Origin of the sequence: Algoriphagus boritolerans DSM 17298 = JCM 18970, assembly GCF_900108085.1 — a bacterium.
Lineage (GTDB): Bacteria > Bacteroidota > Bacteroidia > Cytophagales > Cyclobacteriaceae > Algoriphagus > Algoriphagus boritolerans.
Genome location: NZ_FNVR01000008.1, coordinates 43,210 through 67,624 on the forward strand (window position 1 = coordinate 43,210; position 24,415 = coordinate 67,624).

Below are 24,415 nucleotides of genomic sequence, written 5' to 3' on the forward strand. Positions count from 1 at the left end.
GTTGAGGCTAACAGCCAATACTATTTAGGGGAGGGCATTTATTAATCTTCTAACTTTAGTTGCCTACTTTCCAAATAATCCCATTTGCCCACATCCCCCAAAAACTCTAGCTTCGGTTTAGAATTATAAATCCATGAAGAACTTATACACCCTCCTTTTCTTGGCGCTTATTGCCTGGGCTTGTAAATCCGGTCCCGAGAATCCTGCCGACTCAGTCTATATCAACGGCATCATTTACACCGTCGATGAAGCCAATCCCAAGGTCGAGGCAGTCGCTGTCAAAGACGGTCTGATTCTCGCCGTAGGCACTTCGGAAGAAATCCAAGCCTACGTCGGCGAATCCACTGAAGTGATTGACCTGCTAGGCAAAACCATGACTCCCGGCCTGATCGAATCCCATGCCCACCTGATGGGTATCGGCTACAACAAGCTCGAAATCGACCTGATGTACGTCAAAACCTATGACGAACTCATCCAAAAGGTAGCTGAAGCAGCTGCAAAGGCAAAGCCCGGTGACTGGATCACCGGTCGAGGATGGCATCAGGACAAATGGCTGCAAATGCCGGACAAAACTGTCAAAGGCTTCCAAACTCACGATGCACTAAGTGAAGTCACTCCTAACAATCCCGTATACCTCGCACACGCTTCAGGACACGCTTCCTTTGTCAACAAAAAGGCGATGGAACTGGCCGGAATCACTCCTTTAAAGAGCGAAAAACCTACGCAGGAAGTCGAAGGAGGCGAAATCCTTCGCGATGATTTGGGAAATCCCACTGGAGTTTTGGTGGAGCGTGCCTCCACTTTGGTGAGCAAATTGATCCCTGAGGAGACCCCTGAGCGGGCTGAGGAAGCCCTAACTTTGGCACTTAAAGAATTGGCTGAAAAAGGAATCACGTCCTTTCATGATGCCGGTTCAGGGCAAGATGTGATTGATCTAGTGCAAAAGTTCAAAAACGAAGGCAAACTCACGGCTCGCATGTACATCATGCTCACAGGCCGTCAACCTGAATTATTGGACGCTTGGTACAAAAAAGGGCCAATGATTGATTCAATTGACCATTTTGTAACGGTACGCTCTATCAAATTGAATTGCGATGGCGCTTTGGGTCCTTGGGGGGCTTGGCTGTTGGAAGATTATGCCGATAAACCCGGTCATCGGGGTCATGAAACTTTGCCGATGTCCGTCGTAACCGAAGTTTCAGAAAGAGCCATTCCACTTGGCTTCCAAGTTTGTGCCCATGCGATTGGGGACCGTGCCAATCAGGAGATTTTGGACCGATTTGAAGCAGCCTTGGCCAAAAACCCAGAAGTGAAAGACCACCGATTCCGAATCGAACATGCACAGCATTTGCATCCGGATGATATTCCGAGATTCGGTCAGTTGGGTGTAATAGCTGCGATGCAGGCGATTCACTTAAGTTCGGATCGGCCGTGGGCAATAGATCGCTTAGGTGAAAAGCGCATCATCGACGGTGCTTATGTGTGGCAAACACTGATGCAAACCGGCGCTGTGGTGACCAACGGAACCGACGCTCCGGTAGAGCCTGTAGATCCGATTCCATCTTTCTATGCTTCTGTATCCCGCAAAACGCTACAGGGACTACCAGAGGGAGGCTATGAAGCCGAACAAAAAATGACCCGTGAGCAAGCGCTTAAATCCTATACTTTGGATGGAGCTTATGCCGAGTTTGAGGAAGATTTCAAAGGTTCGATCGAGGTAGGAAAAGCGGCTGATTTCACCGTTTATGACAAAGACATTATGGAAATCCCTGAAAATGAAATCCTCAATGCCAAAGTGGAGATGACTGTAGTGGGGGGAAAAGTAGTGTTCAAAAGGTAGAATTCCAAGGTCAGAAAACTGAAAATTGTGTCGATATTAAACCTGTCAGGTTTTAAAAATCTGACAGGTTTTTTATTGTTCAATCATTTAAGGATCATTTTGCCATTACTAAAGAAGTCATTAGACCAGATTGCAAAACAATTAGAGTTGAATTTTTTGAACGGCTATTCTTGGTTTTGAAACCTCAAAAGTCACCTCGGCAACTACCTTACTACCAAATGCTTCAGATTTTTTAGTATGGAAAACTAAAATTTCAAAAAAAGTCAAGAAAATTTGATTTAAGATTTTAGCTGATTTAGAAAACTAAATTCTGAATCCCTAATAAGTTTTTAGAGGCAAATAAAATGAAATTTGGTAAAATTTAGTTTTATGTATTTTTAGGATTTAACAAAGATTTAATTGACTCAAACCATTTCTTGGATTTTTGATTTTACTTTAAGTTATTCAGAATATTAAATTATTCTTTTTACCTGAACGGATTTTTATGAGGACTTTAGGACTAATCGCTGTGTTCGCGGTTGCGCTGTTTTTTACGGGCTGGTTGCTATTGCGAAGGACTGATGTTGTAAATTGGCAGGAGCAGCTGAACCCTTTTGGCTGTTTTGAACCTGCTTTTACAGAGCCCTTTGCAAATTCAAGCAGGGAAAATTGGCTCTCTTCTGACTCTACAGGTCATTTCTCACCTTGGAAATTGCCGACAATTGGATTGGTTCGATACCCTGATTTAAAACCATTTCCATTCTAAAAAAATGGAAACAAAAATTTTTCCATCGACAATTTTGAACAATACGGTTGAAGTGTTTGATTCCAAAATCAGCATCCGTTCAAAGGTCATTTACTTTATTTTTTTAATGTTCATTCTCGCGATCGCGATGTCTTTGCCCCTGATCGTAGTAGATGTCGCCGTGCAGACTCGAGGTACTCTTCAGTCAGCCCTGCAGCGAAACCCCATTCAAACCGCCACAGGTGGAAGACTGGAGTCTTGGAACCTGTCCGAAAATCAGGAGGTGAAGCGGGGAGAAGTCCTTGCGCTCATAAGAGGAGAGCAGCTGAATCTGGAGATGAAGGCCTTGGAGGAGCGATTGACATTGCTTCAGGATTTTATAAGGGATTTGAAGATGCTGATCAATCATCAATCCGATGATGAAAGCTATACCCCAAACCTGAAATCCAACCTGTATCGGGCAGCTTGGTACGAGTATCAATCCCAATTGCTAAATCAGGAAATGCTTGTACAGAAGCTGGATCGGGACTATCAGCGGGCCAAGGGTCTCTTTGATAGCAAGTCCATCGCTTTTGCGGAATACGACGATGTGCAGGTTCAGTACCAGCAGGCAAGTACGCAGCTGGAACTGATCAAAAAGCAACGCCTAAATCAATGGGGGCAGGAGCTTACCAACCATATCACCGAACGGGATCGAATCCTGAGCCAATTGGAAGTATCACAGGAGCAAATGGATCAATATAGGATCATTGCACGCTCGTCTCCCTCCTTCAAAACCTTTATCCACTCCAATACGGGAATATCTATATCGGCGAACACGACATCAAGTTTGTAGACAATATTTCCCTTAGGCGAATCGTATCTGTGGTGCCACAGCGGATAGACCTCTTTGCGGGAAATGTACTGGAGAATATCGCCCTCGGAGACTATCAACCCGACATGCAGCGAGTGGTGCATATCTGCCATCGGCTTGGGATGATGGGCTTTATTGAAGGCATGCCAAATGGCTTCGGGACTTATCTAGGAGAAAATGGAGCAGCACTATCTGGAGGACAAAAGCAACGGATTGCCATCGCTAGAGCTTTGTACCGTGATCCTGAGATTCTGATTCTGGATGAGGCCACGGCTTCCTTGGATCCGGATTCGGAGCAGTTTGTACAGCAAGCCATTCGGATGCTGGCTACCGAGGGGAAGACGATCATCTTCATCACGCATCGATTGGCAGCCGTGCAGGAGTTTGACCGACTGTATGTGCTGGATAATGGGAAGCTGGTGGAGGAAGGCAATCACGCAGCGCTAATCGCACGGGAGGGAAAATACTTTCAAATGATCCGCAAGCAGCTGGTGGTGCTTTAAGTAGCAAGTAGCTGGTATCGTTGAAAGTAGCTGGTATCAAGTATCATAGCTGGTATCAAGTATCAAGAAAAGTAAGATTTAGAACTAGAATAGAAAAGGATAAGATTCATCAAAAACACTAAAGGGGAAGAACTATGGAATTTATCAAACAGATCGAGCGCTTACAGCTATTGAACAAGCTGGTCAAGGAGAAGCGGACAGGAAGTCCGGAGGAACTTGCCAAGCGACTGAGTGTAAGTAGAGCCAAGCTTTACCTAATTCTGGAAGAACTACGGGATAGAAATGTCTATATAAAGTTCAATAAACGGATCAATTCTTTTGAATATGAAGCTTGTAGGGGGATAAATTTGGAATTCTCCTTTCGCATTTTGCGACAGGACGAAGAAAAACTAATAAATGGAGGAAAAATCTTAAATTTTTTCTCAGAGTCCATTATTTTAGACGGAGCGAAACTAAGTTAGCATTATGATCAGCCATCGGGACCACATGCTAGCTACCGATCGAAGATGTGCTTAGATTGGGAATCCCGACGCCCGGAAAAGGTCGCGAAAACGAAAACAAAACAAACAGATGGAAAAGTTTAAAGAACTGAGCATCGAGGAGATGCAGGAGACTGCAGGTGGCTTAGGTTTTTGGGCCACAATAGGAGCAGGACTAATTGTTGCAACTGGAGTCGCAATTATTAGTGACTGGGATAATTTTAAGGCAGGACTTAGAGGAGAACCTGAAATAATTGATAATTGTAAATAAAAGGCAGAAAAATGAAAGATTTAAATAAAAATGAACTAATAGAATTGAGTGGTGGAGGTTTTGCCTACGATATAGGATGTACCTTGAGGTATATTGGACATTTTACTTACGGTTATATTGCTAGTGGTGGCCCAATTAATCCTGGTTCAGTTGGAGTTGGGTATGCTGTTGCTGAGGCTACTAAATGTCCATAAATAGAAAATGACTAGGTTTTGACCTAGTCATTTTTTTCTATTAGCATTTTAAACGGTATGTGATTAATGAATAATTTTAAAATAAGAGAAACACTTAAGGTTATAGATTTTTATCATTCATAAATATGTATAATAAATTTACCCTATTTCAAGGAAATACGTCTTTTATTTTAAGTTCATTTATTTTTTATATTTTTATATTAATTTATACTTATTTTGTTTCGGATCCTATCTTTCAATTTTATGAGATTGAAGGATATGATGATAGCTTTAGAGATTTAGATAATATCGGCGTTTTTAGTGCTCTGCTTATTGCCCCTGTTTTAGAGGAATTAATTTTTAGAGGATATTTGACTGGATATAGAAAACATTTTTTACTTATTATTCCTCAAATTATAATTATGTTAATAATATTTTATAATTATTTTATTATTGTATCGCTGATTTCAACTTTTTTAATATTTTTATTTTATTATGATAAAAAAAGAACTGAAGATTTGATATCAAATCAACTTCTATACTTTTCAATATTTTTCACTTCAATTTTATTTTCATTAATTCATTATGAGAATTTTCAAATTGATTCTTTTTATTTCAGTTTGATGCTCTCTCTAATAGCCTTTCTACCTGGCGCTTTATATCTAGCCTACGTGAGATTTAAAGGGGGGTTAATTTATTCAACAATAACTCATTTTTTAATGAATTTGTCAATTTTAACAATCAACGAAATAATTTATTAAAGTGTTTAAAATATGAAAGATAAAAAAAATCAATTACTATTATTTGTAATTTCTTTAATAATATTTCTAACAATTTTTAAAAATTGGGATAGTTTGAAGTTGCTTTTTGATTAGCAACTACAATCTCCAAGTAAGTGTAAAAACTCTGATTGGACTAGGAGGTCTCGTACAGCTATCGGGAGCAATTCCGCCACTGACTGGGAGTAGAAAGTCAGTTAGGACTGGTTGGGATGTGCAATTCCACTTTCTATTCTTACAATGCCAAGCTATCGGGATGCAAATATTTTCAGTAGGATAGAGCTTTGGTAAGACGAGATTGGATGTTTTAACAGGTGACGAAATGCTTTGGAAAAATTTCATAGTTCGTAAAACCTAATTTAGAGTTTTCAGAAAATTTAGTAATTTTCATAACCTGTTTTCCAATTGCGCTACCATCAAGTTAGCATCATGATCAGCCATCGGGATCACATGCTAGCTACCGGTCGAAGAAGTGTGCTGAGATTGGGAATCCCGACGCCCGAAAAAGGTCGGGAAAACGAAAACAAAACAAACAGATGGAAAAGTTTAAAGAACTGAGCATCGAGGAGATGCAGGAGGTAGAGGGGGTGCTATTTTTAGTCCTCTACTATTTACAGAAACAATTGCTGATTTTATGGCAGGAGTTGCAGATGTTTATAGCAATCAACTTGATTATTATAGGACTAAAATACGATATGAAAAATAAATACCATAACCATGAAAGAGCTATCAAAACTAGAGTTAATTGAAATTGTTGGTGGTGAAGTTTCCCCCGCAAGAAAAGCTGGAAGGGCAGTTGGCGATTTTCTTGCCTATTGTACTGCAGTAGCAATCTATGTTGCTGATACGGCAGTGGATGTTATTAAAACTGCCGCCGATCTTAAGTAAACAAATATGGATGAGCCATTGTTTTTCGCTATGGTTCATCCATATTTTTCTTGAAAACAATTAATTTATAAAGAATGACACTCCTAATAAAGGATATCTACTATTTTTTAACTACTGGTAAAACAACCGATGCATATTTTAATTCAAACCTAAAATTACTATTTGATCTCTACATTATTAAAGCTGGCCTCCTTTTATTCTTTGTTTTCATCAATTTGTATGTATTCGATTCTAAGCTTGATGGAAATATTGAGGGACTTCATAGGCAAGGTTTTTTCAAAGATTTCATTAACTTTCTAATCCTAGCCCCAATACTAGAAGAAATACTTTGTAGGTTACACATAAATTTGAAGGTAAGAAACATAATCTTCTCTATTATTGCTACCTGTATACTTTTCTATGACCAGATATGGTTTTTGGTTTTTTTAATCTTATATTTTACAATTTTAATACTGATATCTAGTCTAAATAATCGGGTAAATAATTTGATTTTCGTATATATATCTGCATTTATATTCGGAATTTCTCATCTAGCGTATAGGGATATCTCCTTTTCGCACGAAGAAATTTTATCTCTCATTTATATTTTTACACCAAGGTTTTTAGGCGGACTCATTTACTCCTATATTTTTTTTAAAAAAGGTATTCATTTTTGCATTATCCTTCACTTTTTATGGAATTTGCCACCATTTATAATCAATCAATTAGCAAATTAGGTTTTTAAAGATCCATAAAAACGGGTCGGATTCATTAAATCATAGAAAAATGAAAACCACCATTACCAACCTCCTCTCCTTCCTCAAGTCTCCTTACCTCCCTGAGACATATACTCCCATCAAGCCGAAATCCTTTTTGATTTTATTGCTTTTGACCTTGGCAATCATCATCCCTTACGCTTTCATTTTAGAAGCAGCAGGTATGGATCAGTTTGACCATAAACTGGAGGAATTGCTTAAAGACAACAAATGGGTGGTAGCCATTGTAGTTATTATTCTAGCTCCACTATTGGAGGAACCCATATTCCGACTTCATCTTGATTTGAAAATATCCTCAATTTGGTGGGGAATTGGGCTTTCGGTTCTTATGCTGAGTGAGGTATGGTGGCCGGTCGCATTGATTTGGGTGTACTTGTTTTTCTTGACATACCGTGTAAGCAAGGGAAATCCACCAAACCTGAAGTATGTAATCTGGATTTCTTCTGCTCTGTTTGCCTTAGTTCATATGGGGAACTTTTCGGATTTTGATTACGGTCAATATTTTTATTGGGTCCCCTTTATGGTAGGCGCACAGTTTGTGGTGGGCTTGGTGCTGAGCTATATTCGACTGAATCATGGGATGAAGTGGGCGATGATATTTCATGGTGTCTATAATGCCGTGCTGATCATTCCGGCGGTTTATTTCTATGAAGGCTGAGTATTTTAGAGGATTTGTTCTATTTATTTCATTGGAAAATAATTCACTAATCTTTATTTTTACCAACAATCACTTCTTGGTTTATGCAAAAAATCATTCGTTGGTTCTTTTTGATCATAGGTAGTATTTGGGGGCTTAATGCATTGTATGTATTCTTTTTTACCTCACCAACTGATGAATTTCGAGTATTTGGGGCATTTGAAACTAACAAAATAACCGCCGGACTTATTTACACAATACTTTCAGTTTTGATATTTTGGTCTCATTGGATGGAGAAGAAAAATCAAGAGAAAAAAATTTAATCATGTCATGGACAAAAAACAACTAAATCTGCTACAGGTACTAATCGTTATTTCCATCTTTTTCAGCACAGTTTTATTTATGGTTGTCTTCGAATTGGGGGAAAAGTTTGGTAAAGCATTGGCCCATTGGTTTTAGCCATTGCGAATGAAATTTTATCTCACCATCAGCTTTATATGAATCCACTGCTTTTCCCCTTCCCCTTCATCCTACTCCCCTTACTGATTTTCTTCAAATTCAAAAAGATGAGTTTTTGGGGCAAGATCGTTTACCTCCTGATTGGGAGCATTAGCTTTGCAGTCTGCGTTTACATCATTCTGTATCCTTTTTACTTTAGAGAATAATCTAGACGATTCAGCCATGATCAAAAAAATCACCTTCATTGTACGAGATTTCGTTTTTGCACTGTGCATTTCCATTTGTGCCAAATACCTGTCACCTACTGATCAGGTGACATCAAGTCACCTTTCTGTAATGACGGTTTTATGCTTTTTTATGATCAGAAAATATCCATTATCGAGATTTTGGAGCTCCAAAAAAATCCAATCAAGAGGTTGATTTTCAAACACCTTAGCTTTTCCTTCAAAACTTCCCAATCCCCACAAAATACAAATCAAATCCACCCAAACCTCCAGGACGATTGGAAGAAAAAATCATTAGACGATTGGAAAATTCAGGATAATCAGAAACAACCGGGCGATATTCGTCAAATTCAGAATTGATCTTTGGTCCAAAGTTGACTGGCTCCGACCATTCATTGGCTGTTTTCTGAGAATAGTACAGGTCATATCCTCCAAATCCCCCCGGTCGATCCGAAGAGAATACCAACAAATCCCCATAGACAAATGGCATGTGATCGTTGGAAGAAGTGTTCAGACTCAATTTTCTAACAGTCTTAGAATTACTGCTTAGAAGAAAATGTAATACACTTTGATTAGTAGGAAGATCCGCTTCATAGATGTCAAACTGTCCGTCTTTGTCGGAAGTAAATACCATCATTTCCGGTCGAGCGGAAGTAGTTTCCATTCCTTTTACAAAGCCTTCCCCATAAAAGCAGGGGTACATTTCATTTGCAGACTCATCCATAATCCTGAAGTTCCTGAGCGTCCGTCCGCTGAAATCAATAAACTCAGGTTCGAAAAAAATGGAATAAACACCTTCTACTTCACGGCTGAAAAGCAATATCTTATCAGGTGCACTATCAACAAAACTATATGGCCCCTTTTCATTTACAGGCGATTCGGTTCTCCGGACCATTTCCCGAAAAGACTCGAAATTTTCGTTGAATAACGTAGTTGAAGAGTTAACGGTAAGAATTCCATCCGATTTGTCCCAATTAAAATCCACATAGGAGAGGATTAGATTAAAATCTTTTGTTTGAGGATTGGCTCTGTTGGTTGAAAATACAAGGGGAACCGTATGACTGACAAAAGGGATATCCGAATTAATATCATCCCATGCTGAATTGATTAGCTGAAGATTGACAGGTTCTTCCGGGAATTGGCCGATTTTGAATCTGTCTTGATTACAGCTGATAAGGCAAAGAATCAAAATGAAGAGAAAATAGTTTCTTGCGGTTTCCATAAGGAATTTATTTAAAAGTTAGGTAAATTAAATAAAAAAAATGAAAAGCATTTCATTGCATTTATTTTTTGCCACAGAAATACTTTTTTACCTGCTCCGCAAAAAATCTGTTATTTTTCATTTTCAATAATCATGATGAGCTTTTCTCTTTGTCCATTATCAACTCAAATCCGAACTTTCAATTAAAATCACCCCATGAGAAAATACCTTCTCCTGGTTTGGCTCCTCTGCCTGACCGCAACTTTTGCGCTAGCGCAGGAGACCAAACCCATGTCCTGGAAGGACGTCGCCACCTGGAAATACATGCCCAACAGTGCCTTCAAACTCTCTCCTGACGGACAGTGGATGGCTTATGCCCTGATCGGAATCGAAGCAGACGGCGAATTGATTCTTCAAAAAGTGTCCGATCCGGAAAGCAAAAAAACCTTTCCAATCGGAAACACCACGTATCCAAGTTTCGAATTCAGTGAAAACAGCCAATGGATTGCCTTCAAAGAATATCCCAAGTTCAAAGAGAAAGAAGCTAATGAAAAGGCAAAAGGCAAACCACTGAAGGAAAAACTACACTTGATCAAACTTGGCACGGATGACAAAAAGACCTTTGAAGGCGTGGGCGGCTTTAGCTTCAATAATGACGCTGCATCACATCTCCTAATCAACTTGCCCAAGGAAGGAAACGGAGAGCAAAAAGGCTCCGATGTCCTGATCTACCATCTGAACTCAGGCAAATCCCAAAACCTCGGAAATGTCCGTGAGCATTCAGCAAACAAAGCCGGAACACACTTGGCCTATTCTGTAGATGCAGCCAATTCACAAGGAAACGGCTTGTACCTTTTGACACTTTCAACTAATTCCATCCAAGTCCTGGATTCCGATGAAGCGGGTTATCAAAGCCTCAACTGGACGGAGAAGGGCGATGCCTTTGCAGCCCTGAAGATGAAAAAGGACAAAAAATACAAGCAGGATCACGGCATTTTGCTTGGGGTGAAAAATCTCAACAATCCTCAGGTTATTCTTTACGAACCTGCAAAAGATTCGACAGGTTTTGATCAGAAATATACCATCAGCCAAAACCGACGTCCCATGTGGTCAGAGGATTTGACCCGTCTTTTCTACGGAATTCATCCCTTGGTTTTGGCAGAAAAAGAAAGCCCGAAAAAGGAAGAAAACAAAGATTCACTAGCCACAGCTGAATCGGTAAAAATTGCCAAAATAATGGCAGACACCACCATCAAGTCCATTGCTGATCTTCAGAAAGCAATCGCTAAACTCGATTCCGGCAAAGTAAATGGCAAAAAGTCAAACGAGGCAAAAAAGCCTGAAATGACCATCTGGCACTGGCAAGACGACCGCCTCCAATCCCGTCAGCAGGTGATGGAAAACATGGACAAAAACTACAGCTTTTGGGCCATGTATGATGTCGTTGCCAAAAAGCACATCGCGCTTCAAGATAGTTCGATGCGTGATCTGAATATCCTCCCTTACCAGCATTTTGCTTTGGGTTCTGATCGTCAAAAATATGAGTTGGACATCAACTTAAACGGTCAAAACTATCAGGATTTCTTCTTGGTGGACTTAAAAACTGGAACGATAACCCCGCTTTTCGAAAACTTCTACATGCCATCCTTTGCATCGATGCCGCGACCATCCACCGATGGCAAAAAGCTGCTTTATGGAAAAGACGGACATTTCCATGTTTATGATATCCTAACCAAAACCCACACCAACATCACAGAAAAGCTTCCTGTCTCTATGATCAATACCGAAGATGATCACAATGTAAAAGATCCCCTTCAGAATCCTTTGGGTTGGAGCAGTGACAGCAAATATGTGCTGGTTCGTGACGGTTGGGACATCTGGCAAATCCCGATGTCCGCCAAAGAAAGTCCGATCAACCTCACTCAAAACGGAAAAAAAGATAAAATCCGCTATCAATATCGATTCATGCTTGATCCCGAGGAGAAAGGAATCGACCTGAGCAAAACAGTCTACATCCGTACCTATGGTGAAAGCACCAAGAAAAGCGGCGTAGCCACACTTTCTCCAGCGAAAGCCGGCTTGGCAACTGGACCAGCGATGCTCATTTGGGAAGATGCTAACATTGGCGGAATTGCAAAAGCTAAAAAGTCAGGTGTCTTCACTTACACCAAAGAGAAATTCAACGAGCCTACTCAAGTTTACCTGACTGATGCCACCTTGGCAAACGGCAAGAAAGTGACCGAAAATGCGCCCGATGCCTCCAACTATGCTTGGTCTACGGGGGTGAAATTGGTGGATTATGTGACAACCAAAGGCGATTCGCTTCAGGCTGCATTGTTTCTACCGGCCAATTACGTCGCAGGTCAGAAATACCCTACGGTGGTCTATTACTACGAAAAGCTTTCCCAAACCCTGCACAACTGGTCCAACCCCGGCTATAACGGCACAGGTTGGAGTCCAAGCATGTACACCAGCAATGGCTATGCAGTTTTGATTCCGGATATCGTGTACAAAATGGACGATCCGGGGATGTCAGCCGTTTGGGCAGTACTTCCGGCAGTTGACGCAGCGATCAAAACCGGTGTGATCGACGAAAACAAGATGGGACTTCACGGTCACAGTTGGGGTGGATATCAGACTTCCTTTCTGATCACACAAACCACCCGGTTTAAAGCAGCAGCAGCAGGTGCACCCTTGACGAATATGATCTCCATGTATGATTTGATTTACTGGAATTCCGGAGGTGGAAATATGTCGATCTTTGAAGCCTCTCAAGGAAGGTTTTTAGGAGGCCCTTGGGAAAACTGGGATGCTTACGAACGAAACAGCCCAATCTACCATGTAAAAAATGTGCAAACACCACTCCTCATGCTGCACAATGACAAAGATGGCGCAGTGGACTTTACCCAAGGTGTGGAATATTACAATGCACTAAGAAGATTGAAAAAGCCGGTCATCATGGTTCAGTATCTCGGAGAAAATCACGGCCTAGGAAAATTGGAGAACCGAAAAGACTATAGTGTGCGGATGATGGAATTCTTCGATCACCATCTTAAAGGATTACCTGCACCCGACTGGATAAGCAAGGGTGTTCCAAGACTGAAGCTGGGTGAACACTTGGAGGAAAGAGCTTTCTAGAAAGTCAGATTTGTGATTTCGGATTTCGGGTGTATTCCAAAATTTAAAGATTTTTAAAAAATCCCCGGATGTTGGTTCATTATTGGCTTTTTTTAAAGCGACATTTTTTATTTAGTTGTCTTTTTATAAAATATATTTTGGTACTTTTTGTTTTTTTAGAAATATTTTTCCCTGTTTTTGTGAGAAGAAAGAATTGCTCAAAGACATATTGATAGAGAATTCACTCCGGAAAATAAATTTGGGTTTGCTTCCCAGAGACAAGAAGCTTTATAGCGATCTGCCTAAAATGCAAGTCCTACTAGGTCCACGCCGAGTTGGCAAAACATCTGCCATGCAGCTATATATGCAAGAACTCACCGAAAATCTGGGAGTGAAATCGGATCGCTTGGTTTATTTCAATTTTGAAGATGAACGGGTTCACTTCTTACCCGAACAGCTGGACCTGATCCTCCAAGCTTGGAAAGAACTCCATCCTTCAGTACAATTGGAGGATTGTTTTTTCTTCTTTGATGAAGTGCAGGCAGCACCGGGATGGGAAAAATTTCTCAACCGGATCAATGAAACACTGACCAAAAAAATATGCTTTACAGGATGTAACAGCCGGCTTTTGCATACTGAAGTAAATACCGTTCTGAGAGGTAGAAGTAGCCGTTGAAATGCTTCCGCTCTCTTTTCGGGAGTTTTGCAGGTTTCAGGGTCATCAGCCCATACTTTATGGTCCCGAGAAAAGCGTAACGGAAGCTTTTTTCCAAAAATTCCTTAATCAAGGCGGGTATCCTGAACTGATCGGATTGGAGGACCAAGCACTGCATGTCGCTTATTTGCAGGAGTACTACAATACAATGCTACTCCGTGACATCCTAGAATACCACCAACTTTCCAACTTTCAGTATTTACGAGCTTTATTTCGGTTGGCAGCCAGCAGTATAGCCCAACCCATTTCCGTAAGGCGGTTTTTCAATCAACTTAAATCCATGGGATATGCAGTAGGTTTAAATACACTTTACGAAGTAATGAACCATGCCGAAGATGCCTTTCTGTTCAAACGGATCAGACGTTTTGATAATTCAAGCAGCAAATCGGAAAAGTCTGACAAGAAAATCTATTGGCTGGACAATGGCCTACTCAGAGCTTTGATAGGCTCTACCGAGGCAAAGGGGACCCTCTTAGAAAATACTTTTTTCCTCCACCTTTATCGGCTATATGGCTCGATGTATCAGCAGCATATTTTCTATTATTCCGATCAGTCTCATGAATGTGATTTCGTAGTGATAAGGGAAGGTGAAAATCCATTGCCAATCCAAGTGACTTGGTCCATGGAGCAGCTGCAAACAAAAGACAGAGAAATCAAAGGTCTCCTTAAAACCTGCGCCTACACCGGAGCCAAACGGGGGCTTATCCTTACACTTGATGAATCCGCTACTTGGGAAGCACAAGGCATTCTAATCGAAATGATCCCTGTTTGGAAATGGATGCTAGAAACGAATGACTAAAAGTATATTTGGGATTTTTTTACAGGAATTTTAAAAATTGATTTTCCCGGATTATTGATTTCTGGAAAAAATAAAGATATTGTTCGTTGTAAAACTTAAACCATTTAACAGCTTCACCTCCTATGGAATTTTTAGCCGAAATGGAACCCTCGCTCCGGGCGCTTTGGTATATCGCATTGCCCGTTTCCTTTATTTTCCTGCTGCAGACCATCATGACCTTTATCGGGTCGGATTCCCCGTCTGGCATCAACGCCGACTTTGATGGAAACTTAGAGGGGGTAGATGCTCCAATGCAACTCTTTACCCTAAGAAACCTCATCAATTTTCTATTGGGCTTTAGCTGGACGGGAATCACTTTCTATTATTCCATTCCCAATTATTTCCTTTTGATCATAATCGCCACCTTGGTGGGGATTGGCTTTGTTTGGATTTTCTTTTTCATCATCAAGCAAATCCAAAAACTTGCAGAAGACAACAGCTTCAAGCTGGAACATGCCCTGCAGAAAACCGGTACAGTCTACCTTTCTATTCCGGCTCACAAAAGTGCAGCGGGCAAAATCTCCATCAGCGTCAAAGGCTCTCAAAAAGAACTAAGCGCAATCACCTCCGGTGACCGAATCGAGACCGGCGCGTCGATCAAAGTGATCGGAGTCGAAGGAGGAAACCTCTTAATTGTCGAAAAAATCTAACCTCAACTACTTTTATGGATCCTTTAATTTTAATTCTGGCGGGGGCCTTCGTTGTCTTCGTCACCATCATCGCTTTAGTTTCTCGCTACAAGCGCTGCCCTTCGGACAAAATCCTTGTCGTTTATGGTAAGACCGGCGGCACATCTGCCAAGTGTATCCACGGCGGTGGTGCATTTATCTGGCCAGTCATTCAGGACTATGCTTACCTGGATCTCAAGCCGATCTCGATCGAAGCCAATCTGACCAATGCGCTCTCCCGTCAGAATATCCGGGTGGACGTACCTTGTCGATTCACGATTGCCATTTCCACCGAATCTGACACCATGAATACTGCCGCTGAAAGACTTTTGGGTCTAGTACACGAGCAAATTCAGGAATTGGCCAAAGACATACTTTTCGGACAGCTTCGATTGGTCATTGCCACGATGACCATCGAGGAAATCAACTCGGATCGGGATAAGTTCCTGGAAAATATCTCCAAAAATGTGGATTCCGAATTGAAAAAGATCGGTTTAAAACTCATCAACGTCAACGTCACCGATATCAAGGACGAGTCAGGCTACATCGAAGCTTTGGGTAAAGAAGCTGCCGCAAAAGCAATCAACGAAGCGAAGATCTCGGTTGCCGAACAGGAAAAAATCGGTGAAACCGGTAAAGCCATAGCCGATCGGGAGAAAGACGTGCAAATCGCCGACACTCAACGGGATCGCGATGTGAAAATCGCCATCACCCTGAAAGACCGGGAAGTCAGCATCGCCGAAGCCCAAAAAGACGAAAGCATCGGTAAAGCGGAAGCTCAACGAGACACCCGAGTCAAAACCTCTGAAGCCAATGCCATCGCGATCAAAGGGGAAAACGAAGCCAAGATTTCCATTGCCCAGTCGGATGCATTGCGAAGAGAAAAAGAAGCGGAAGCCTTGAGAATCGCTTTGGCTTCCGAAAAGGTACAGCAAGCGAAAGCTTTGGAAGAAGCCTACCTCGCCGAGCAAAAAGCAGAAACAGCCCGTGCCGAGCGGGAGCGATCCACCCAAAACGCAAACATCGTTGTGCCTGCTGAAATCGCCAAACAACGGGCTATCATCGAAGCACAAGCTGAAGCTGAACGAATCCGTGAACAGGCAAAAGGGGAAGCGGATGCGATCTACGCCAAAATGGAAGCGGAAGCGAAAGGTCTCTTCGAAATCCTGACCAAACAGGCAGAAGGTTATCGCGATGTAGTCGCTGCCGCAGGTGGTGATCCGACCAAAGCCTTCCAGTTGTTGCTCATTGAGAAACTACCTGAGTTGGTGAAAACTCAGGTAGAAGCTGTCAAAAATATCAAAATCGATAAAATAACAGTTTGGGATTCCGGACAAAGCGAAAACGGCAATAACTCCACCGCCAATTTTGTCTCCGGCATGATGAAGACCGTACCGCCCCTCAATGACCTCTTCAATATGGCGGGTCTTAACCTCCCTACTTATCTCAAGGGAGAGGATGAGAAAAAAGAAGCTCCTAAAAAGCCTAAAAAGGAAGAAGGAGGCGAATGATTACGTTGAGGTGGCCAAGACTACCCGATGTAATTCTTCGTGATATTAACTCTTATAGCTTACAGAAATGAAGAGCTAGAAATTCACTTTTAACGTTAGATAGTGGTCAGTTTGAGCGGAGTCGAAAGGTCCTCGACTCCGCTCAGACTGACACATATTTTTATCCCAATTTCAATTTTTTTGATTGCCTATTGGAAAGTTCTAACAGAAAGAAGTCCATTTGGAAAGGACCTACTTTTTCCCAATGTACCAGCTATTTACTTATGAAAATTTTCAGAAAATAGTCTGGAGAAAAATTTTCTTTTGAATAACTCATCCTTTTTGTAAATTATTGACTTTCAATACGATTAACAAAAATGACCCAAACTCCAAAAATCAACAGAAGAGAATTTCTAGGTTCGGCGGCCACCATAGCTGCTTCCATTACCATAGTCCCGTCTCATGTCATTGCCGGTACAGGCCACATCCCACCTTCAGATCAGCTGGCTGTCGCCAATATCGGCTGCGGAACACAGGGATTACGGGAAATGGGAAGTTTACTCCAAAATCCAAAAGTTCGGGTTGTCGCTGTTTGCGATGCCAATAAATTCTCCACCGACTATATCGATTGGTCAGCTAACGGAATCCGAAATGACATCCGTGAAGTATTGGGTGATCCGACCTGGTGGGAAGGCAAACCGGGAATTCCCGGAGGGAGAGATATCGGACAGGAATATGTAGAAAAGTATTACGCCAAGAGCAAACCTTCCGGAAAGTACAAAGGCTGTACGAGCTACGAAGACTATCGGGAGCTTTTCGCAAAAGAGAAGGGAATCGATGCAGTCAAGATCATGACCCCTGATCATACCCATGCTTCAATTGCTTTGGCAGCAATGGATCGCAAAATACAGGTGGTGACGCATAAGCCCATATCAAACCGATTAGTGGAGGGGAGAAAAGTCATTGAAAAAGCCAAAGAAACCGGAATGATCACTCATCTTTTAGCATGGTCCGATCGGCCTGAATATCGTCAGATCAAAGCCTGGATGGATGAAGGACTAATTGGTAATTTACAGGAAATCCACAATTGGTCCTATCGCCCCGTTTGGCAACAATGGACTAAGCGACCCACAGAAGTTCAGCCGATTCCCGATGGGTTCAACTGGGAACTTTGGCTCGGACCGGTACCCGATATGCCCTATCATAAAAACTACACCCACAATGTCTTCCGTGGCTGGTATGAATTCGGCGGTGGTTCGGTGGCTGATATGGGGCATTACAGTTTGTTTCCCCTATTTGAGACACTGGGGATCAATCGATCGCCGATCTCAGCGAGAGCATTTGGCACGACTTCCCGGGAAGAAATTGATCAGGTTTATCAGTGGGTGAAAAACGACGTGGCATTTCCGGCCAGCTGTACCATCAAGTGGAAATTTCCGGAACAGGAATATCTACCGGCTTTCGAGCTTTTCTGGTATGACGGCGGAATGAAGCCTTTCGCTTGCGAAGAATTGGAAATAGACGGAAAAGACACTCCTGAGGAAGGATTGCTCATCGTAGGATCCAAAGGAAAAATCTTGGGTGGATTCCGAGGAGAAAACCCAGTTCTATTACCGGAAAGCAAAATGGCGATCCGACCAGAATCGGAAAAAATCAACTCCCGTGAAGTGGATCGGAAAACCGATCTGTGGATAGATGCCATGCTTGAGCGAAGACAAACCCCAGGAAGTTTTATCCGAGCTCAAACTATCACTGATACAATTAATCTTGGCGCAGTGGCATTACGCGCAAACAAAAAAGTGGATTTTGACCCAAATCTACTAAAGATCACCAATGATGACGAGGCAAATTCTTTCCTGACTCGTGTGTATCGAAGCGGATGGGAACTTTAGGAAGTTGACAGTCTCAGTTTGCAGTGCCCAAATCAGACAAATACTAATACCAAATAAACCAATAACTTAACTTATTAACCTTTTTCCAATGACAAACCGAAGAAACTTTATCAAATCAGCCGGCCTTGCCACCGCGGCAGTGGGCTTTGGGCTTCCCCAATTTTCATTTAACATGAAAAAGGCGGATCTATTCAAAATTTCCCTTGCCGAATGGTCACTTAATCGACCACTTTTTGCAGGAAAAATGAATCATCTGGACTTTGCCATCGAGGCTAAAAAACATGGAATCGATGCAGTAGAGTATGTGAATCAGTTTTTCAAAGACAAAGCGACTGACACGGCCTATCTCCAGGAAATGAAAACCCGTGCGGACGGCGAAGGCGTGACTTCCGTGCTCATCATGATCGATGGTGAAGGACAACTCGGGGCTGCCACCTCTGCGGAGCGAGCGGAAACCGTGGAAAAACACAAAAAGTGGGTAGAAGCTGCCAAGTTTTTAGGTTGCCATGCCATTAGAGTAAATGCCTACACTGCTGTTCCATATAGTACTGATCCCAAAGTGGAAAAGCAGGCCATCGATGTATGCAGCTCTACCTTGAGAAGAATCTGTCAGTTTGCCAATGACTTTGACATCGATGTAATCGTGGAAAACCATGGAGGATTCTCAAGCAACGGAAAGTGGCTGGCAGAATTGATCAAAGAAACAGCTCATCCAAGAGCAGGAACACTTCCGGATTTTGGAAATTTTGTCTTGCTTCGAGAAGGCGACAAAATTTCCAGCTACGATTCCTATCGGGGTGTAGATGAACTGATGCCAATGGCAAAAGGTGTGAGCTTAAAACCAAAAGTTTGGGATGATATGGGGAAAGAGCATCCTTTGGACTATGAGCGAATGATGAAAATCGTGGTTGGTCACAAGTTCAACGGCTATGTGGGAATCGAACATGGGGATCAAGATCGAGAATGGGAAAGTATCGAAGAAATCCGAGTCAATCTGGATATGATCCGACGGACACTTTCCAATGCTTAAAAATTCAAGGAGGCTCCTCAATCAGCAGGAGCCTCTGATTTTTAAGGGTTAGGATCTAGGGTCAATCTCAACTATTTAGGCCTATTCATTTTCAGAAAGACTTCCATTACTGATCCAGTTTGACACGTTCAACCAATGCCTTCATGAGCCTTATTTGAATTTTTTAAGGATTTTTCCATTTATCGATACCAATGTTTTCCCACTTTTTAAATCAGACAAATTACTCATTCCTGTGGGGATTTAGAGAAATAAAAAGCATTCAATAATAATTAGTGAATCACTTGCATTCTCAGAAGGGATATTGTAATTTGAGGAAATTTTAAAATTATGAGGAGTTTTTTTTTAATCTGCTTTTCTCTCCTGTTGGTAATTCAAGCCAATGGTCAAACATGCGGAGACAATGGTTTCTGGAAAATAGGGTCGCAATATGGTACAAAGCGACTTTCGACTAATTGCGGAGATTTTAATTGCCATGGCTTCGCAGCAGCCTACATGGAGGGAGGACTGAATTCTGTTCCTAATTGGGGTATTTCTAATCCCGGTAGCATAACTGTTGCTTCTCAATATACTCACTCTGGGGGTGGGCCTGACCAAAATTATTTTAAAAATTCAAATCAATACATTCAGGTTTGTGATCAAAGTTTATCGAACGTAGATGTAATTACCCAAGTATTCGGGGCAGATCCAGGTCCTCATTCGCTAGTAAGAGACAGGACAACGACATTTAACCCTAAATTCATTTCGAAGTATGGCACAGGTAGTCCAGTTGTTGGGCATGAATTCGATTCAACATGGTATGAATTGAACTACGCAACCAAATCAGAACCTGATAAATATTATGCGTTTATAGGAAAGCTAGCCCCTTCCGCTGTTATCCCAAAGGATCAGACTAAAACAATTTCATTGCCCTCGAAATCTGGTGTAAGTTATCAATGGAGCATTATTGGAAGTACTGGAATTGTCTCCTTTACTTCGGCTACCAATGGTGCTTCTGTAACCGTCAGAGGAGATTCCTACGGAAATGTCACTTTGAAGGTAATTTTGACAGGATGCTCGGGAGTTTCCTCCAAAACACAAACTATTACCCTATCAGTACCAAATATTACTATTTCCGGAAATTACACAACTTCTACACCATCCAATCATGTCCTTGGAAACGGCAATCAAGTCCCGACTGGAAATGTGTCCACTTACCTTTCCATGTCAGGCGTAAATAATTTTGTATGGGAAAGATATCAGGGAAATCTCACCTATTGGGCACATACCAATCAGATGCACTTCACCATGCAAGCTGGAAATATCTTGACCTTTAGGATATATGCCAGAAATGCTTCCAATGACACCTTAGCCATCAGGAATGTAACCTACTATAATTTTGGAAACATTTTATTGTATCCTAATCCAAGCAACTCCGCCTTAAGTATAAAAACTGAATATCAAGGTGCTTTGGATGTCGAAATAATTTCGCTCTCTACAGAAAGGAAAAAATCTTTTGCCCAGATTTCAGGGAATGAGATTATGGATATTACTGATTTACCCAAAGGGGAATACTTAGTAATTGTGAGGGTCAAAGGTGAAAGTGTACTGGAATCTAGATTGGTGAAAAATGAATAAATTTTTTCTATCCCTAATATTCCTCCTGATCCTCAATAAAGAAGTTTTTTCACAAGAAAAACTATTGGAAAAACTTGAATTGGGTTTATCCGGTGGATTGGCCGTTCCAGTTGGTAATTTCTCAGCAGTATCCATAGCTCCCTCTTTGGAACCAACTCCTCCCGGATCAAATCCAATAAGATTTCAGGGTTTCCTCAAAAATGAAGGAGGACAAGCAGAAATCGGCTATAGTTTGGGGATGAACCTGACTTTTCATGCAACACCATCATTGTTTGTCAGTTTCAATTACCTTCAAACGCAACATTCCATCGATACCCGTCCTCAACAAATCTTTTATGATGCCAATTTTAAAACTCAATTGGATCTGAATGGGAATGAATTTGACATTCCCGGTAGGCTAGAAAGTGATCCTTATCGTGCTAATCTATTTTATATGGGATTAGGCTATCGACTACCAATTCATCGAGTGGATGTAAGGATATCTGCCCTCGTAGGGATCAACAATCTTGAGTTCCCCTTTTACTCATGGTTTTTTCAAATCTCTGAAACTACGGAAATTTATAGAAGACCTTTTCCCGTAGATGGACCAGTACCTACTAATCTCAAGGAATTTGCCTATGGCCTCGAAGCTAAAATTGTCTATCCTATCTCACCAAAGCTAAACCTGAATCTGGCGACTAACTATCTTCGGTCTGATCATCCTCATGGATATTGGACCGATACACTTGCAGCGTCTTTATCCTATCAAATTGATGATGAAATTCGATACAGAAACTTGGCGGTACAGTTTGGTATAAGTTATCGTTTCGGTAGCAATTAACTGAAACGGGGTTTACACAAATATTTATTATTGTAAATGCTTGGACTACGTCTGTGAAATCGGATTCGCGCTGTGAACAATTAAAAAAATAGCCCCCAAGAAGTTTGATGCTTTTTGGGGGCTTTTGTATTTGAAGAACTTTGGATTTTAAATCCCGAAAGCCTCTTTTACCTGATCTACGAAATCAAGCTTTTCCCAAGTGAAAAGCTCCACTTCTTTGACGAGGGATTCACGATAGGGTGAAGTGAAGATCTTTTTCACCACTTCGTTTTTTCTACCCATGTGGCCATAGGCTGCTGTCTCCTCATAGATTGGATTTCTTAGCTTCAATCGCTGCTCGATCGCATAAGGTCGCATATCAAAGATCGCCTCCACTTTTTTGGCAATCTCTCCGTCACTCAAGCCAACCTTAGCCGTGCCGTAGGTATTGATATAGATACCCATTGGCCTGGCTACTCCGATGGCATAAGAAACCTGAACAAGGATTTCGTCAGCAACACCGGCGGCTACCATGTTTTTGGCGATGTGGCGCGTAGCATAAGCAGCTGAGCGGTCCACTTTGGATGGATCTTTTCCGGAGAAAGCCCCTCCACCATGAGCGCCTTTTCCACCGTAGGTATCCACGATGATTTTTCTTCCGGTCAAACCGGTATCGCCGTGAGGACCTCCGATTACGAATTTCCCAGTTGGATTGATGTGATATGTGATTTGGTCTGTGAAAAGCCTTTGTAACTCCGGTTTCAACTGAGCTTTCACACGAGGAATAAGAATGTTGATGATATCGAATTTGATTTTTGCAAGCATTACTTCCTCTGCGTCAAAGTCATCGTGCTGCGTAGACACGACGATCGCATCAATCCGCTGAGGAACATTGTCATCACTATACTCGATGGTCACTTGAGACTTGGAATCAGGTCTGAGGTAGGTGATATCTTTATTCTCTCTCCGAAGTGCAGCCAGTTCTTTTAGGATCATGTGAGAAAGATCCAGAGCAAGCGGCATGTAATTTTCGGTTTCGTTGGTGGCATAGCCAAACATCATTCCCTGGTCACCGGCGCCCTGCTCTTCCGGATTCTTGCGCTCCACGCCTTGATTGATGTCTGAAGACTGCTCGTGAATCGCTGAAAGTACCCCACAGGAATTGCCCTCAAACATGTATTCACTCTTGGTGTACCCAATTCGGTTGATCACGTCACGGGCAATTTTCTGCACGTCCAGATAAACGTCTGACTTCACTTCTCCTGCCAGTATTACCTGCCCTGTGGTGACGAGCGTTTCACAGGCTACTTTGGAACTGGGGTCGAAGGCCAAAAAATTGTCAATCAGCGCATCTGAGATTTGGTCAGAGATTTTGTCAGGATGACCCTCAGACACTGACTCTGAGGTGAATAAATATGCCATAAACTTAAGTTATAGATTCGTTTTTCAATAGTGCCCAAAAATACGGGAACTGGGTGAAATAAAAAATTAATGAAGTAAGACCGGTGTATAATGAGTGAATGTTGTTTTTTATTTTTCTATAAAATCACACTTTATGTGCAGAAAACGTGAAAAAAATCACATAATCCGCACATCAGCTGTGATTTTTGGGTTTTTAACTAAGTGCGGCTTCTGGAGAAGCAGCACAACAGAAAGTAACACAACTATTATCACTTTGTCTAGCCTCTAATTTCTAATGTCTTATTTCTAATGTTTTGTGTCTAATGTCTTATTTCTAATGTCTTGTTTCTTTCCTTACCAGTCCCTCCGTGATCTCATTCATCGCCTTCACCTTAAACTCAAAATCTCCTTTTAGCGTATCCCGATAAGCATTCAGATTAAGTAGCAGGTCGTCGATTTCTTCAGGAAGCACTTCTTCGAGCAGCTGCCGAAGGCGCTTGGCCGTAGTCGGGGATTTTCCATTGGTGGAAATGGCAATTTTAAGGTTGCCTTTGGTCACAATTCCTCCCAAATAAAAGTCACACAATTCAGGTGTATCGGCAATATTGACCAAAAGAAAACGTTCTTTGGCCTCATCCCGGATTTGTCTGTTGACCGCTTTATTATCTGTCGCACCAATGACGAGATGCTTTCCTCCGAGATACTTTTCATGGTACACATCTTCGATCAAGGTAACCGTCTCAGCTTTCCCGGCCACCTCGAGAAACTCCGGTCTGAATTCTTTGGAAACAACGGTCACCTGGGCCTCTGGACTGGATTTAAGCAGAAATTCCAACTTCTCAGTTGCCACAAATCCACCGCCAACCAACAGGATATTGAGTTCGTGAACTTTCAGGAAAATGGGATAGAGGTGGTTCATTTTATTAGATGCAAGAAGTTAGATACAAGAAGCAAGATTTTATTAAGAAATAAAGTAGAAATAGAGTTGAATTAAGTCCTCCTTTGTCGGACGAAATATTTCACGACCAAGCATATTTCTATCGTATTTTGCAACTGTAGGGAGCC

The 24,415-nt window shown here is 41.7% G+C and carries 22 protein-coding genes and 1 pseudogene; 20 read left to right on the forward strand and 3 right to left on the reverse strand.

The window, feature by feature from the left end:
* Nucleotides 1-133 precede the first annotated feature (133 nt).
* From C4S61_RS09330 to C4S61_RS09385, 11 genes and pseudogenes are all read left to right on the forward strand, one after another.
* Entirely contained in the window at nt 134-1,840 is a 1,707-nt protein-coding gene (locus tag C4S61_RS09330) for an amidohydrolase (protein WP_103924528.1), read from the forward strand.
* 851 nt (nt 1,841-2,691) lie between these two features.
* Nucleotides 2,692-3,399, forward strand: a complete 708-nt coding sequence (locus C4S61_RS09340; protein ID WP_160111222.1) for an HlyD family secretion protein — start codon at nt 2,692-2,694, stop codon at nt 3,397-3,399.
* A pseudogene (locus C4S61_RS09345) lies at nt 3,318-3,920 on the forward strand (ATP-binding cassette domain-containing protein); the annotation flags it as partial. The gene C4S61_RS09340 and the pseudogene C4S61_RS09345, both read left to right, overlap by 82 nt.
* Nucleotides 3,921-4,054: 134 nt before the next feature.
* On the forward strand, nt 4,055-4,381 hold the full coding sequence (locus tag C4S61_RS09350; RefSeq protein ID WP_103924531.1) for a DNA-binding protein: 327 nt from the start codon (nt 4,055-4,057) through the stop codon (nt 4,379-4,381).
* A 109-nt stretch (nt 4,382-4,490) separates the two neighbouring features.
* Entirely contained in the window at nt 4,491-4,670 is a 180-nt protein-coding gene (locus C4S61_RS09355; protein ID WP_103924532.1) for a hypothetical protein, read from the forward strand.
* An 11-nt stretch (nt 4,671-4,681) separates the two neighbouring features.
* A complete protein-coding gene (locus C4S61_RS09360) occupies nt 4,682-4,864 on the forward strand; it encodes a hypothetical protein (RefSeq protein ID WP_103924533.1) in 183 nt (60 codons plus the stop codon).
* Between the two features lie 125 nt (nt 4,865-4,989).
* On the forward strand, nt 4,990-5,604 hold the full coding sequence (locus tag C4S61_RS09365; protein WP_103924534.1) for a CPBP family glutamic-type intramembrane protease: 615 nt from the start codon (nt 4,990-4,992) through the stop codon (nt 5,602-5,604).
* 735 nt (nt 5,605-6,339) lie between these two features.
* Nucleotides 6,340-6,510 (forward strand): hypothetical protein, encoded by a 171-nt coding sequence (locus tag C4S61_RS22050; protein ID WP_200820559.1) that lies wholly within the window; start codon nt 6,340-6,342, stop codon nt 6,508-6,510.
* A gap of 74 nt (nt 6,511-6,584) precedes the next feature.
* A complete protein-coding gene (locus C4S61_RS22650; RefSeq protein ID WP_103924536.1) occupies nt 6,585-7,226 on the forward strand; it encodes a CPBP family glutamic-type intramembrane protease in 642 nt (213 codons plus the stop codon).
* A gap of 49 nt (nt 7,227-7,275) precedes the next feature.
* A complete protein-coding gene (locus tag C4S61_RS09380) occupies nt 7,276-7,923 on the forward strand; it encodes a CPBP family glutamic-type intramembrane protease (RefSeq protein ID WP_103924537.1) in 648 nt (215 codons plus the stop codon).
* A gap of 83 nt (nt 7,924-8,006) precedes the next feature.
* Nucleotides 8,007-8,225: a hypothetical protein gene (locus C4S61_RS09385; protein ID WP_103924538.1), complete on the forward strand. Its 219-nt coding sequence runs from the start codon at nt 8,007-8,009 to the stop codon at nt 8,223-8,225.
* Between the two features lie 580 nt (nt 8,226-8,805).
* On the opposite strand, the gene C4S61_RS09390 is transcribed toward C4S61_RS09385, so the two are convergent.
* Nucleotides 8,806-9,807 (reverse strand): TolB family protein, encoded by a 1,002-nt coding sequence (locus tag C4S61_RS09390; RefSeq protein WP_103924539.1) that lies wholly within the window; start codon nt 9,805-9,807, stop codon nt 8,806-8,808.
* Nucleotides 9,808-10,002: 195 nt separating this feature from the next.
* Here C4S61_RS09390 and C4S61_RS09395 point away from each other — a divergent pair, with 195 nt between their 5' ends.
* The 9 genes from C4S61_RS09395 (at nt 10,003) to C4S61_RS09435 (ending at nt 21,970) form a co-directional block, all read left to right on the forward strand.
* Nucleotides 10,003-12,924, forward strand: coding sequence for a S9 family peptidase (locus C4S61_RS09395; RefSeq protein ID WP_103924540.1), 2,922 nt, complete (start codon nt 10,003-10,005; stop codon nt 12,922-12,924).
* Between the two features lie 286 nt (nt 12,925-13,210).
* Nucleotides 13,211-13,579 (forward strand): ATP-binding protein, encoded by a 369-nt coding sequence (locus tag C4S61_RS09400; protein ID WP_146064370.1) that lies wholly within the window; start codon nt 13,211-13,213, stop codon nt 13,577-13,579.
* A 1-nt stretch (nt 13,580) separates the two neighbouring features.
* On the forward strand, nt 13,581-14,417 hold the full coding sequence (locus C4S61_RS09405) for an ATP-binding protein (RefSeq protein WP_103924542.1): 837 nt from the start codon (nt 13,581-13,583) through the stop codon (nt 14,415-14,417).
* Between the two features lie 122 nt (nt 14,418-14,539).
* The gene (locus C4S61_RS09410; protein ID WP_103924543.1) at nt 14,540-15,106 is read left to right on the forward strand and encodes an NfeD family protein; all 567 of its coding nucleotides are present in this window, start codon (nt 14,540-14,542) and stop codon (nt 15,104-15,106) included.
* A gap of 14 nt (nt 15,107-15,120) precedes the next feature.
* Entirely contained in the window at nt 15,121-16,635 is a 1,515-nt protein-coding gene (locus tag C4S61_RS09415; RefSeq protein WP_103924544.1) for a flotillin family protein, read from the forward strand.
* Between the two features lie 356 nt (nt 16,636-16,991).
* Complete coding sequence (locus tag C4S61_RS09420; RefSeq protein WP_103924545.1) at nt 16,992-18,506, forward strand: Gfo/Idh/MocA family protein; 1,515 nt, start codon at nt 16,992-16,994, stop codon at nt 18,504-18,506.
* An 88-nt stretch (nt 18,507-18,594) separates the two neighbouring features.
* On the forward strand, nt 18,595-19,536 hold the full coding sequence (locus tag C4S61_RS09425; RefSeq protein ID WP_103924546.1) for a TIM barrel protein: 942 nt from the start codon (nt 18,595-18,597) through the stop codon (nt 19,534-19,536).
* 327 nt (nt 19,537-19,863) lie between these two features.
* Entirely contained in the window at nt 19,864-21,150 is a 1,287-nt protein-coding gene (locus C4S61_RS09430; protein ID WP_103924547.1) for a T9SS type A sorting domain-containing protein, read from the forward strand.
* Complete coding sequence (locus tag C4S61_RS09435) at nt 21,143-21,970, forward strand: hypothetical protein (protein ID WP_103924548.1); 828 nt, start codon at nt 21,143-21,145, stop codon at nt 21,968-21,970. The genes C4S61_RS09430 and C4S61_RS09435 overlap by 8 nt, the downstream gene beginning before the upstream one ends.
* Before the next feature lie 147 nt (nt 21,971-22,117).
* On the opposite strand, the gene metK is transcribed toward C4S61_RS09435, so the two are convergent.
* Together metK and C4S61_RS09445 are read right to left on the reverse strand one after the other, a co-directional pair.
* Nucleotides 22,118-23,371 carry a methionine adenosyltransferase gene (gene metK / locus C4S61_RS09440; protein WP_103924549.1) on the reverse strand — a complete coding sequence of 418 codons (1,254 nt, stop codon included), beginning with the start codon at nt 23,369-23,371 and terminating at the stop codon, nt 22,118-22,120.
* Between the two features lie 313 nt (nt 23,372-23,684).
* Nucleotides 23,685-24,269, reverse strand: coding sequence for a precorrin-2 dehydrogenase/sirohydrochlorin ferrochelatase family protein (locus C4S61_RS09445; RefSeq protein WP_103924550.1), 585 nt, complete (start codon nt 24,267-24,269; stop codon nt 23,685-23,687).
* Nucleotides 24,270-24,415: the final 146 nt, after the last annotated feature.